This is a genomic window from Clostridium sp. AF12-41 (assembly GCF_003461685.1).
In the GTDB taxonomy this organism is placed as follows: Bacteria; Bacillota; Clostridia; order Lachnospirales; family Lachnospiraceae; genus Otoolea; species Otoolea fessa.
On the sequence record NZ_QTXO01000007.1, the window covers coordinates 19,599 to 32,400 of the forward strand.

General features: G+C 46.0%; 15 protein-coding genes and 1 other annotated feature (1 of these 16 running past the window's edge). Of the genes, 2 read left to right on the forward strand and 13 right to left on the reverse strand.

Going from position 1 to position 12,802, the window contains the following annotated elements; translation table 11 throughout:
• Positions 1-109, reverse strand: a binding site (T-box leader); it reaches 111 nt to the left of the window's first position.
• A gap of 164 nt (positions 110-273) precedes the next feature.
• From DWV73_RS10765 to DWV73_RS10780, 3 genes are all read right to left on the reverse strand, one after another.
• Positions 274-1,755 (reverse strand): alpha/beta fold hydrolase, encoded by a 1,482-nt coding sequence (locus tag DWV73_RS10765; protein WP_107001889.1) that lies wholly within the window; start codon positions 1,753-1,755, stop codon positions 274-276.
• 248 nt (positions 1,756-2,003) lie between these two features.
• Positions 2,004-3,086: an AI-2E family transporter gene (locus tag DWV73_RS10770; RefSeq protein ID WP_107001888.1), complete on the reverse strand. Its 1,083-nt coding sequence runs from the start codon at positions 3,084-3,086 to the stop codon at positions 2,004-2,006.
• Between the two features lie 357 nt (positions 3,087-3,443).
• Complete coding sequence (locus DWV73_RS10780) at positions 3,444-4,169, reverse strand: RluA family pseudouridine synthase (protein ID WP_107001886.1); 726 nt, start codon at positions 4,167-4,169, stop codon at positions 3,444-3,446.
• Positions 4,170-4,483: 314 nt separating this feature from the next.
• Here DWV73_RS10780 and DWV73_RS10785 point away from each other — a divergent pair, with 314 nt between their 5' ends.
• The gene (locus tag DWV73_RS10785) at positions 4,484-5,191 is read left to right on the forward strand and encodes a hemolysin III family protein (protein WP_107001885.1); all 708 of its coding nucleotides are present in this window, start codon (positions 4,484-4,486) and stop codon (positions 5,189-5,191) included.
• Positions 5,192-5,401: 210 nt separating this feature from the next.
• Here the strand turns inward: DWV73_RS10785 and DWV73_RS10790 are convergent, their stop codons facing one another.
• From DWV73_RS10790 to DWV73_RS10830, 8 genes are all read right to left on the reverse strand, one after another.
• Positions 5,402-6,745, reverse strand: coding sequence for an MATE family efflux transporter (locus DWV73_RS10790; RefSeq protein WP_107001884.1), 1,344 nt, complete (start codon positions 6,743-6,745; stop codon positions 5,402-5,404).
• Entirely contained in the window at positions 6,735-7,187 is a 453-nt protein-coding gene (locus DWV73_RS10795; RefSeq protein ID WP_107001883.1) for a MarR family winged helix-turn-helix transcriptional regulator, read from the reverse strand. Before DWV73_RS10795 ends, DWV73_RS10790 begins: the two co-directional genes overlap by 11 nt.
• Positions 7,188-7,578: 391 nt before the next feature.
• Positions 7,579-8,124 carry a methylated-DNA--[protein]-cysteine S-methyltransferase gene (locus DWV73_RS10805; RefSeq protein WP_117796692.1) on the reverse strand — a complete coding sequence of 182 codons (546 nt, stop codon included), beginning with the start codon at positions 8,122-8,124 and terminating at the stop codon, positions 7,579-7,581.
• A 33-nt stretch (positions 8,125-8,157) separates the two neighbouring features.
• Positions 8,158-8,400 carry a nucleotidyltransferase substrate binding protein gene (locus tag DWV73_RS10810; protein WP_242995798.1) on the reverse strand — a complete coding sequence of 81 codons (243 nt, stop codon included), beginning with the start codon at positions 8,398-8,400 and terminating at the stop codon, positions 8,158-8,160.
• Positions 8,366-9,274: a radical SAM mobile pair protein B gene (locus DWV73_RS10815; protein ID WP_117796693.1), complete on the reverse strand. Its 909-nt coding sequence runs from the start codon at positions 9,272-9,274 to the stop codon at positions 8,366-8,368. The genes DWV73_RS10810 and DWV73_RS10815 overlap by 35 nt, the downstream gene beginning before the upstream one ends.
• Positions 9,262-9,951 (reverse strand): radical SAM mobile pair protein A, encoded by a 690-nt coding sequence (locus tag DWV73_RS10820; RefSeq protein WP_117796694.1) that lies wholly within the window; start codon positions 9,949-9,951, stop codon positions 9,262-9,264. The genes DWV73_RS10815 and DWV73_RS10820 overlap by 13 nt, the downstream gene beginning before the upstream one ends.
• Complete coding sequence (locus DWV73_RS10825) at positions 9,948-10,385, reverse strand: radical SAM mobile pair system MarR family transcriptional regulator (RefSeq protein ID WP_117796695.1); 438 nt, start codon at positions 10,383-10,385, stop codon at positions 9,948-9,950. The genes DWV73_RS10820 and DWV73_RS10825 overlap by 4 nt, the downstream gene beginning before the upstream one ends.
• Before the next feature lie 144 nt (positions 10,386-10,529).
• Positions 10,530-10,862: a helix-turn-helix domain-containing protein gene (locus tag DWV73_RS10830; RefSeq protein ID WP_008373705.1), complete on the reverse strand. Its 333-nt coding sequence runs from the start codon at positions 10,860-10,862 to the stop codon at positions 10,530-10,532.
• Between the two features lie 140 nt (positions 10,863-11,002).
• On the opposite strand from DWV73_RS10830, the gene DWV73_RS10835 reads away from it, so the two are divergent.
• A complete protein-coding gene (locus tag DWV73_RS10835) occupies positions 11,003-11,356 on the forward strand; it encodes a cupin domain-containing protein (protein ID WP_020993869.1) in 354 nt (117 codons plus the stop codon).
• 110 nt (positions 11,357-11,466) lie between these two features.
• On the opposite strand, the gene DWV73_RS10840 is transcribed toward DWV73_RS10835, so the two are convergent.
• The gene (locus DWV73_RS10840; protein WP_004613237.1) at positions 11,467-11,790 is read right to left on the reverse strand and encodes a hypothetical protein; all 324 of its coding nucleotides are present in this window, start codon (positions 11,788-11,790) and stop codon (positions 11,467-11,469) included.
• 307 nt (positions 11,791-12,097) lie between these two features.
• On the reverse strand, positions 12,098-12,796 hold the full coding sequence (locus DWV73_RS10845) for a DUF5714 domain-containing protein (RefSeq protein WP_107001868.1): 699 nt from the start codon (positions 12,794-12,796) through the stop codon (positions 12,098-12,100).
• Positions 12,797-12,802: the final 6 nt, after the last annotated feature.

The window sequence follows — 12,802 nt, forward strand, 5'->3', positions numbered from 1 at the left end:
TGCACAGCTCCAGGGTCGGTTCAACTTTCAGGGACACAAAAGCCTCGCACCATACGGCTTTCTCTCTGGACGTGTGTCAAAGTTTACTGATTCCTCTCTTCGCCTGTTTTGTTTTTTGACAGTATTATGATTTTACGCCAATCGGTCGGGTTTGTCAAGGCTGGAACTCGCCCTTGTACAAGTCTTGACGATGCCTCGCATTTTTTACTCGGTCGTCACTGACTCGGTTGCGTCCGAACAAAAAATAATGTTTTTATCCCTATCTTACGAATCCTATTTTAATAAAATGTCCTCCCGGTACATCTCCGCCAGTGACCGCAGAATCTTCGCCGTCATCCCCCAGATGATTCCTTCCTCACGGCGGTAGAAGTAGACATCGTAATGTCCGCGCCGCCAGCGGTAATCGCGTCCGCCCGGAACATCTTCAAACGGGAATGTCTCTTCCGGCACGGTCACAAGTTCTGTTTCATATCGCTCCGGTTCATGTTCCGCGAACCAGCGGAGCGGGACAGAAAAGGTATGATCGACCTCCGCCTCGGAATATGACCAGCGGTAGCCCTGCAGCGCACCTAAAAATGGAGAAATCTCCATCGCTCCGGGTGCTTCCAGCACATCCAACGGCGCGATAACGCGAATCTGGCGGCGACTGATTAAGAGTTCTTCCATCGCCTCACGGATCGCCGCCTGCTTCGGTGTCTCGTCCCGCTCAACGGCACCGCCCGGAAAACAGATTTCGCCCGGCTGAGTTTTTAAGCTTCCCGCGCGCACCTCAAACACCACGTGGTACTCCCCGCCTTTCTGAATCAAAGGTACCAGCACCGCCGCCCGACGGATCTTCTCCTTCTCCAGTCTTCCGGCTCTCCGGCTGCCCCAGACTCGGCTCATCTGCGCCAGCTCGCCGCCCTGTGTCTGTTCCAAGAATGATGCAACACATTGGTTAAATGCGTCCGGGTTCTCTGCTGCAATAAAATGGGTGCCCTCTAAAAGCCGAAGCCTTGCGTTTGGCAGAGAACGTGCGATTTGGCGCGTGTGACATTCGCGAATCATGTCGTCGCTCCCTGCTACCACAAGGACGGGCATTTTCAGGCGGTGGAGAAGTTCAGGGCGGATCCAGGGTTCATACAACATTAAGGATAGAAGCTCTTTTTTGTGTATATTTGCCTTCCGATCATTTTCCTTATTTTCAGGAATTTTTTCTTTCTGACAGCTTCTTCTCTGTTGTTTATTCAGTCTTTCCTGTCCATTCTGTTTTTCGTTTTCTTTTGAAAATTGCTTTTCTGTCCGCATTTTTCCTGCTGCCATCTGCATTTTTCCCCGTATCTGCCCGATGCCGCTTTTCTGCAGCCAGAGCTTCCCCACAACTCCCACATACTCCCGCGCCACATCCGCCAGCACGGACGGCTTCATGCCAAACGGGTTTAAGTTCGCTCCATTTAAAATCAGCCGATCGACATATCCCGGATATTTCAGTGCAAAAATCAGCGCAATATTGCCGCCGTCGCTGAACCCCAGCAAAATGATCCGCCTAAGTCCCCGGCGGTCAAGAAATCCTTTCAAATCATCAGCAAACCGTTCCAAGGTAAATGTCCCACAACCACGCGGAGATCTGCCATGTCCACGGGTGTCCACCGCAATCACGAGATATTTTGATTCAAAAAAGGATAGCTGGTTCACAAAATAGGAGCTGTCCTCTCCATTTCCGTGAAGCAGCACCATCGGCTGTCCGGAGCCTGACTCTTTTGTATATAAATTCACGTCTGTTCCTCCATATTAAATGATATGCATATTTATTTCAGCTTAACATCCAGCTATCTTCCAGCAACTCTTTCTCTGCTGTTTTCCAGAACTTTTATGCGTTTTTAATTCCTTATCTATTATATATGATCCTTTTGTCTCGCGGCAATTCTAAAAAATCCTTTCATCTCCTTAAATTTCCACATTCAAAAGCAATTTCAGATCGTCCATCCACCAATACTCCACTTTTCTCCTCTAAAAGCGCCTACTTAATGAGCATCCGCTCCTTCGTTCTCTTCCCCATACTCCTCCACAAAATCCTTAATAATCAACAGACCAATCGGACCCAGCAGAAATCCAAACAGACCGAACAGCTGCAAGCCCACATAGATCGCCGCCAGCGTTTCAAGCGGCGACAGCCCCATTTTCTTTCCCATCAGGTGCGCCTCCGTGAACTCACGCAGAAAATAACAGAGCAGATACAGCCCGAAGAGAATCAGCGCGTGTCCCCACTCCCGCTTGAATAGAAGAAAAAGACTCCACGGCACCAGCGCCGTCCCTGTGCCGAAGATCGGCAGGGCATCCAGAACCCCGATTCCGATTCCGCCCAGAATATAATATGGATTTCCAATCAGCAAAAGCCCCGTCATCGAAAGTGCCGAAGTCATCAGGAAAATGACCGACTGGGTTTTCAGCCATGCGCTTCCTGTTACCGCAAGCCGCCTGCCGAGCAGGAAAAATTCGCGGTGAAACATCGAATCAAACCGCCTCCGGCGCAGTTCGTCCATCTCCTGTAAACTCAAAATCGAGGCAATGAAAAATAAAACAACCACAATAACCGCGCGCACAATCCCCGCCGCAGCAGGAACTGATTTCTGAAGGAGCTGCGGCAGCAGGATCTCCTTGACCTGTCCACCGCCCTGCAAGCCTGTTCCGCGAAAGAGCTGCCCGATTTTACCGGCAGGCAGATGAAGGACTCGCTCGATCGACTGTTCAAATTGCTGTCCGAGCAGTGACAATTCCTCCATCCGTCCTGGAAGCTCTTCTAAAAAGTGTTCCAGCTCCTCCGTGAAACGCCGTCCCCCTGCTGCCAGCAGACCGACCAGAAAAATGCTCAGCAAAATCAGCTCCACGCCCCCGATCATACCGATGGGAACGCCGATCATGCGCCCGCGGAAGGAGATTCGCAGCCGTTTTTCGAGAAATGCTGCCGATGGCTGGAGAAGCAGCGCCATCAGATACGCTGCCAGAAATGGGAATATAAGCGGCAGCAGGTAACGGAAACTCAAATACACGCCCGCCGTGACTACTGCTGTGAGAAATGCTTTTTTCTGTTTTCTGCTGAGTGCCATCTGTCTGCTCCACCTTCCCGATTTTTTCTTTATGCCATACACCGTTATGGTTCTATGATTTCTACAGCCATCCATTCAAACAAACGTCTTTTCCTTAAACCTACACGCCCTTTTTTCCGGATGTATGGCAACGAAAAACCACAGGAAACCGGTGTCAGCTCCCGCTTCTCCCGGCTCCTGCGGTCTCTTTTGTAAGCCCTCTTTAGTCGCTCCGGGGCTTACCCATGGACTTTGCCCATTTATGATTCGTACTTCCTTTGTACACACTCTAGTATGGTCAGGTCGGATAAAAATATACACGTCTTACCTTCTATTCACCCTTGACCTTTTATTTTCTTGACTTATAGAAAAGTTCGCTCACAGAACAAATTGCGGTTTGGTGGAAAACTCCATTCTTTTTCCCGTCACCGGGTGAAGGAACGATAAACGGACCGCGCACAGCGCCAGCGGTTCCCGACGGGCACGTCCCACGGAAGCAGCCGCTGGTGCGCCATACTTGGTATCTCCCATGAGCGGTGTCCCATGCGCGGCAAACTGTACGCGTATCTGATGGTGGCGTCCTGTGTGAAGATGAATTTCCACCAGTGAACGCACGGTGCCGTCTTCCTGTTCTTTTTTTTCTAATATCTGATATTCCAGCTCTGCCCGTTTCGCACCGGCGACCGACTTATCCACAATCCGGCTGGTGTTCGTTTTCCCGTCTTTCAACAGATAATCCACGTACTTACCCACATTATCCACAGGTTTTCCACATACGAGTGCCTGATAGATTTTCTCCAGTTTTCCCTCCTGTACCTGACGGCTTAAGTGCGCTGCCGCTTTCAGGTTCTTGGCATATACCATCACACCGCGCACCGGCTTGTCCAGTCGGTGGATAATTCCAACATACGGATCCACCGGGGCTGTGGACGCTTTTGGGGATAATCCTGTGGATAACTTTTTCGTCTCCTGCACCTTCCGGTGGAGATAATTTTTTATCTCGCTGACCATATCCGGCTCCAGGCGTCTCGATGTCTGCGACTCAACTCCAGCTGGTTTGACCACAACTAAAATATCTTTATCTTCGTATAATATATCTAACATAACCGATTTCCTCTCTACTTCATCCATGAATTCCCGAGCATTTTAACTTCTCAAATCATCTATGAGCCTTTTTTCTTTCTCTTCTAACTTTAAAATTTTCATATGCAAACCATTGCATATATTTATTGCCAACTCACATGAAACGTGAAAACCTTTCGTTACTATTCATACATTATATTATAACATATCCCATTCCCCTCTTGCATATTTTTCAGAAAAGTTGTATAGTATATAAAAACATTCTATGTAGTTTTAAATACTACATATCATATTCACAATTACTTTATTGAGATTACGACAAAGGAGGTTATCCTATGATTTCTAGTCAAAAACATACATCTGACACAACGGAACTCGTTGAAACAAAGCATCATAAATTCCACGTAAAGGATCCCGGAAGCGCGCTGACGCATTTTATCGCGATGATCGGCGCGCTGATCGCGGCAGTTCCGCTGCTTCACAAAGCGGCTGGAGAAGCAGATTCGCGCCATCTTGCGGCGTTGGCTGTGTTTATCGTCAGCATGATTCTGCTCTATGCCGCCAGCACGACCTACCACACCTTTAATATTTCCGAGCACGTTAATAAAATCCTGCGTAAGATCGACCACATGATGATTTTCATCCTGATTGCCGGAACTTACACACCGGTTTGCCTGATCGTTCTTGGAAATAACGCCGGTTACCGGCTTCTGACGCTCGTCTGGGGTATCGCGATTGCCGGGATTCTCGTCAACGCGCTCTGGATCAACTGCCCGAAGTGGTTCTCCTCGCTAGTTTACATCGCAATGGGCTGGATCTGCGTGCTGGCGTTCCGTCAGATCGTACTGGCACTTCCGAAAAGCGCATTTCTCTGGCTGCTGACCGGCGGACTCATCTATACGGCTGGAGGCATTATCTACGCATTAAAACTGCCGATTTTCAATGCAACGCATAAAAATTTCGGTTCGCATGAGATTTTCCATCTGTTTGTCATGGGAGGAAGCCTGTGCCATTATGTGATGATGTACGCATTTGTAGCATAAGGGTGAAATACCCATTTCGTCTGACAGGCATTATGCCTCATACGTACACGAAATGCATACATTCAATTTTTTATGTCACATTCATTCTCCTTTCAAAAAAGGAACCGTCCTGATGCAGCTGATAGACTGACCCAGGCGGTTCCTTTTCAATTCATTAAAAGCGTTTAAAAATTTTCTACGAAACTATTTTCTATGTTTTTACGTGCTTTCTCATGCTGCTCCTTTATCAAAGTCTCTTTTGATTTCCTTGTAATAAAGCACGATTCCCGTGACACCGACCAGCACTTCCGAGATCGGAAATGCAAACCAGGTAAAGCGCAGGTCAATCAGCGACAGCAGCCAGAAAATCGGAATCAGGCAGCAGATCTGGCGCATCACGGACAAAAAGAGGCTGATCTTTCCATTTCCGATCGCCTGGAAGAAGACCGGGGTCATCAGTGAAAATACCGCCGGAATAAAACTTGCCCCGATGATAGGGAATGCATTTTTTCCGATCGCGATGACCTCACTGCTCTTTGAAAAAACCTGGAGCAGCTGCACCGGAAAGAAAACGAAGCAGATCACACCGACCAGCATAAACACACAGGAAAATCCATAGCTGTCCCGCATAATTTCCCGGCATCTCGCATAGCTCTTGGTTGCATAGTTAAAGCTGAGCACCGGAACGATACACGTCTGCAAGCCCATCAGTGGGATAAAGAAAAACGTCTGCATTTTATAATAAAGCCCCAGCACCGTCACTGCCGAATCTGAAAATCCGGCAAGGATCGCATTTAAGATCACGATATAAACTGTAAATAATGCCTGCATAATAATCGACGCGTAGCCAAACCAGTAGATCTGCTTGATATAGAGCGGCATTTTTGTGCGCTCTGGCAATCTGCCAACCCCGCCAAACGATGTGATGACCGCAGCCGCCACCTGTCCGCAGACAGTCGCATAGGCAGCACCCGCGACTCCCAGCTCCGGCACCGGACCGAGTCCGAAAATCAGGATCGGGTCAAGCACGATATTCGTCAGCGCCCCCACGGTCTGGGCGACCATCGGACGGTGCATATTGCCCCGCGACTGATGGACCTTCGTCCAGTTTCCTTCCAGAAATGCCCCGATGCTGCCGATACAGACGATCTGTCCGTAGATAACAGCACTCTCGATCGCTTCCGGGGTATTCGCACTTGTCAGGACATACGGACGCATACAGAAGATCGAGAAAATGGCAAATATAAGCCAGGTTCCAAGCGCCAGAAGCGTGCCTGTTCCCGCTGTTTCTTCCGCCTGTCCCGGCATTTTCTGTGCATACAGGCGCGCCATGTAGGTATTCACGCCCACGCCGGTTCCCACCGCCAGCGCAATGATGATGAGCTGCAACGGATAAATGACCGAAAGCGCCGTCAGCGCCGATTCGGAATATTTTCCCACAAAAAAACTGTCCACAATGTTATACATCGCCTGAATCAGCTGCGCCAGCATAACCGGAGGTGCGATTTGCAGCAATATCTTCGGAATTTTCTCCGTCCGGAAAAATTCTGTATCCGTTCCCGCCTTACTCTTCATCGTCCGTCTCCTCCAGTGCCTCTTCCAGAATCTGGTCATACTCCATAAACAGTTCCGTCATTCTGCGGATCTTGTCCTCTCCCAGACGTTTCGCCGCCCGTTCTTCCATCCGGCTTAACGAATATAATAATTTTTCCGAATACCGTTCGCCCTCCGGCGTCAAAACAAGCGCCTTTTCCTTCCCGGTGCTCTTTTCCAGATCCGCTACAAGAATCCCGTCCTTTTTCATCTCTGAAATCACATGGTTCACCGTCTGCCGCGGAAGCAGATACGAATCACAGATCTGCTTTTGCGTACAGAATCCGAATTCGCGGATGGTGTAAAGCACCAGCATCCGGTTATAGCTCACATTGTTATTCTTTGCCCACATCGAGTATACACCACGGCAGCGGATGATCGCCTGGTTGACCTGATCGTAAAGTTTTTGTATTTTATATTCCATAACCTTCCCCATTCAATCCCATTTGGGACTGAAAGAAGTATACGACAGGATTTTGAAATTGTCAATCTTTACTCGCTCCGCGATATCAAACCGATATGTTACAATGTACGAATAGTGATTTCCATGGTTTTTTAACTAATAGGCACGCACAATCATCGTCTTCCAGGAGCGGTCCTGGCATTTGTATTCCATCTGGATTTCTGTAAATAACATCCCCGCCTGCCTGTGAAACTTCGCAATCTTTGAAATAAGAAAAATATTCTGATGAAAATATCCTATATCGTTATTATCAAATTTGTTTCTGTGGAAACAAGCCGATGGTATGCTTGTTTCCACAGAAACAGTAACGTCAATAAAAATTGATATCACATTAAAAATTACACCTAAATGACTAAAGCGCCGTTCCTTTCTTCGGCGCAAAAAAACGACTCATATCGGTATGTTCCAGCGTAAGCAGTTCCACTTTCTTATCAATTCCACCCGCATACCCGGTCAGGCTTCCATTCGTTCCTACTACGCGGTGACATGGAATGATGATGGAGACCTCATTATGCCCCACTGCACCGCCTACCGCCTGCGCGGACATATGGGACGCATTTTGCATCTTCGCCAGCTTTTTTGCAATCTCCCCATAGGTAGTCGTCTGTCCATACGGAATTTGCAATAAAATCTGCCACACCGCCTGTCGAAATGCGGAGCCAGTCGGATGCAGCGGCGGAATAAAGTCCGGTTCTTTGCCAGAAAAATAAATATCCAGCCATCTCTTTGCCTCGGTTAAAATCGGGGATTCCTGTGAAATAGCTCCGTCTGGAAGTGTATTTGCAAAATACTTCTGCCCCTCAAACCACAGACCCGTGAGTCCGATCGCGTCTGCCGCCAGCAGAATATCGCCTAACTTTGATTTATATGTACATGTATATACTGTTTTATCCTTCACCGCGGACTCCTCCCAGGGTTATCGACTGCTTTTTTACATCCAATCGCTTTCTGCTTCCTCCAGCTTCTTCACAAGTGTATCTTTAAGAACCGTAAAAGCCAGAATAAAGCTATCGCGTATCAGCAGAATCAACTCGTCTATTTCATCCTCATTATATATAACAGAGGTATTGCGTTTTTTTAACATGAGTAACCATATCTCAGCATCATTGATAAATCCGATCTTATAACCAAGCTGGAAGTTAGTGATTTCTTTTTCCGGTATTCTCTGTCCCACGGATTTCCTCATGATAGAAATAATCTACGATCACCGGATGTCCCTGCGGGACTCTTCCATAAGGCATTTCATTATCCACAAAGGCACAATCATACTTCTTAGCCATTTTCTCAGCTTTTACTTCAAGTGCTTCAAAGTAGCTGCGGTTATGCTTGTTATAGATCTCGTCGTAAAGTGGTACAAGATCAGGATATTTTCCGGCGATATAATCCATAATTGTCTTTTTGAAACCGCCTCGAAGATTGAGATTTTCGAGCCAGAACAGATCGCACTGATCCTTTACCCGCTCAAAGATTGCTTCAAAATCCGTGATACCGGGGAATACCGGGGATACGAAACAGACTGTACGGATACCGGCTTCATATACCTGCTTCATAGCAGAGATACGGCGCTCAATGCTCGAAGCAGAGTCCATATCGTTCTTGAAATTTTCATCTAGTGTGTTGATCGACCATGAAACGGTTACACGTCCAAGCTTCTTCAGCAGATCAATATCCCGTACCACAAGATCCGACTTTGTGCAGATCAGAATATCTGCGTCACTGCCGATTAACTGCTCCAGAAGTTTTCTGGTATTCCCGAATTGCTCCTCCTGTGGATTGTAGCCATCCGTCACAGAACCGATGACCACACGCTGCCCGGCATATTTCTTCGGATTTTTAATTTCCGGCCAATGCTTCACATCAAGGAAAGTGCCCCATTCCTCCTTGTGCCCGGTAAAGCGCTTCATAAAAGAAGCATAGCAATACTTGCAGGCATGTGTACAGCCCACATAGGGATTGACCGAGTAACCGCCTACCGGCAGACTAGACTTAGTCATGATGTTCTTTGTTTCCACCTCACGAATGAGGATTCCATTTATTACTTCTTCCATGATTTCTGTACCTCTAACACTTTATTAAATTCTTCCGGCATTTCCTGAATCATATTTTCATCCCCTATGATAGGGACAAGGTCTTCCTTCATAAACACCGGAATGCCGAGCTTATGTGCCTGGTCCGCCAGAGACCATGCCCATTCCGGCTCCGTATGAATCTTCCTGCTCTGAGCCCCGGTCATAGTGCCGACAACGATCCAATTGATTCCGAAAAGGTCAACTGTGCCGGGATCGTCGAATAACGGCTCAAAGGTAACATGGTAATGTTTTGCTCTGACGTTTTTCCGAAGGGCGTCGATACGCCACAGTTCTGCTTTCCTCGTCACCGTAACGCCAAACCATGCGTTTTCCAGATCGGTATCAAAATCCAGCAAATCAGGTCGCTTGGTAAGGAACAGGAACTGATGCTGTGGATTTTCACGGATCTTTGCAAATACCTCGTCTCTCCATTCCGGCTTCCATCCGGAGAGATCGCTCATCCCGGTAAGAAGAAAGTTCTGCGGACGTTTCTTTTCCATCATCTTGAGCTTACTCGGAAAGAATTCAGGGTCAGCGAAGTCATCAATCATATGCCAGCGTTTCACGTTGTTGCGGGCATAGCAATATGTACACCCCACTGTGCAGCCGATGACGATATTCATGTTCTGAATCTGATCTTTGATACAAATACTCATGACTTCTGCCACTCCTCAAGATTCTTTCTGATGCGGTCGAGGCATTCCTCAAACCGGGTAATTTCTTCCTCTGAAAAACCTTTGTAGTAAATACTGCCCATCTCATCAGATACAGAATCGTACTCGCCCTTTAAGGCATGTGCTTTCTCAGTCAGAAACAGGAGTGTTTTCCTTTTGTCCGTTTCAGACTGAACACGGCTTATCAGCCCTTGATTTTCCATTCTTTCCAGCATCGTAGTAAGAGATGTTATCGCTAATCCGCATTTAATCGAGAGTGACCTGATTGAGATACCATCCTCCTGCCACAGCACATAAAGAATACGTCCCTGGGCTCCATTAAACGCATCGATATTTTTTTCGCTGAGAATCTTCTCAAAAATCCGGTCACCAAGCTGTTTTATTTTGGTGACAAGAAATCCGCCATTTGTTTTCATGCAAAAGCTCCTATATAGTAGTTTATTAAAAACATACTATATAGGAGTTTTATTGTCAAGAGTTTATATGTCTTAATAGGTAAATTCCGTTTTTTTCAATTCTTCAAACTGGAATTGTTCAAGCTTTTTCAAATACTAACGTCCTTAATTCTGTTCAATAATTGATTTATAGTAGTTACCAAAGTCAGCAAGTGAATTAACAATTGGAAGCATTTTTGTTCCGAGTTCCGTTAAGCCGTATTCAACTCTCGGTGGCTGCTCATGGTAATCGTGGCGATATGCCAGCCCATCACTCATCATTTGTCTTAAACTATCTGTCAAAACCTTTTGTGAAATACCATCTATACTTCGTTGTAGCTCATTGAATCTCCATGGACGCTCTTTTAAGTTACGCAAAATCAGCAGTTTCCATTTTCCTCCGATAAGAGATACTGCTGTTGCAACTGGGCATTCCGGTAATTCTTCTTTTGCTCGCATAATTCTCACCTCCGAGTCTATTGTAACACATTCATTTTTGAGTGTACAGTTACAAAAAGGTGCGTACTTGTTTTTGTATGTGTCTCACACTATACTAATACCAAGCAACCAGAAACTACAAATTAACTATGGAGGTTATTATGGCAAATTACACAAAAACAACTATTGGAAAGGAAAACCGAATTGAGCTGCATGAAAAGTTGTCTTTAACAGGTGCAGAAATCAGTTTAAACGAACTACCTGCAGGAGCAAATGTCCCATTTGTTCATTCTCATAAAGAAAATGAAGAAATCTATGGAATTCTTTCAGGTAACGGCAAAGCCATAATTGATGGAGAAGAAATCAGTCTTTCAACTGGAGACTGGCTAAAAATCGCACCTACTGCAAAGCGTCAGTTTTTTGCATCCGATATTTCTGGAATTACTTATATCTGCATTCAGGTAAAAGAAAATTCTCTGGAACATTTTACAGCAGAGGATGCCGTAATCGGCTAATTAAAAGTATTTATTTACAGAAATGCACAGTTCCCGATATGCTAAGAACTGTGCATTCTTTTTCTTCAATTTTACGATTTCTCAATTTTTCAAACTTGAATTTGACTTGCCTATTTTCTTAAAATCTCATGTGGAGCTTCTATTTCATTTGCCAAGGTATGCTCTGTTAATTCTGACATCAATTTCAATTTTTTATTAATCAATGGTCGCATACAATTAGGAACATGTTCCTGATGCGCTCTGTGGATTGCTACACATTCCTTACAGTTTCCGTGATAACGACAGGCTTTCAGGCAAGGACAGTGATCTTTGTCTTTATACTCCTTACGAAATTCCGCTGCAAATTCTTCTTGCAGTCTCAACCCCTCGACACGGTTTCCCTTATGAAATTCTACCATTGCATCCAGTTCTTTCTGGTTCCCTTCAATCTTCATGTTATTATAGCGCCTCCATTTTCAACTATTCCTCATTTTCTGATAAATCCCGATTGTTCTAATCTTTTTTACGCCCACCTTCTTGCCCTTCGGACAAGAAGTATCCCTCGCTCAAAGAGCTCGGTCAATTCCGATTTTTCCACGTAAAAAAGGATGTGCCTTTTTGTGTAATAGGGAATTCCAGGGAATTTCCTATTACACGAGAAATTGCTCTCTCATCACAGTTCACACATTATGTAAACTGCAATCTCATCCCGCACAATCTAATTATATCGCAACTTTATTATCTCCGTTTATCCATTTATAGTCAAATACTATCATCAAATCGCCAAAATGGACAGCGCTTGCCAATACACTGATTGTTCTGAGCATAATGCGTACAATGGACTTCTGTGCATTCCATTTCGATTCCAAAATGCGTTTTTACAAAATCAACCGCCGCCAGAATCGCCAGATAAGAATCTCTTTTACAACACCTCGGACCGCCGGTGTGCGAAATCGCTTCCAGTGCTTTTGATGTCATCTGATTCGAAAGTCCCCAGGATTCCTCCGTCAGTGGCGTCGCCCCAGACAAGATAGATACAAACATACCTGCGCTGATTCCCGCTCCGCAGGCACCCCAGAATCCGCAGGTTCCTCCTGGAACGGCTTTTCCACGGTTCAGCATTTCCATCACAGATTCCCGCAGATTAATAGCACCTCCCGCATTTTTATATGCAGTAAGCAGCGCCGCTCCCACCATGACATGATGCTCCGGTCCATGCATATGGCAAAACGGTGCATCCATCATCTTCCGGACAATCTCGATCGGATTTCTGGATGTTTCGTCTATACACAGGGAAAGAATGGTGTCCAGTCCCTTCGTATGACAATCATTACAAACATAATGCCCGTTCTGGCATCTGGTCTTGCTCAATTCTTTTTTATGACATAATTCGCACTCCATCCATTCATCCTGTTCCAGATAAATAAGAGGTGCTTTACAGACAATACATTCTTCTTGCATGGGATT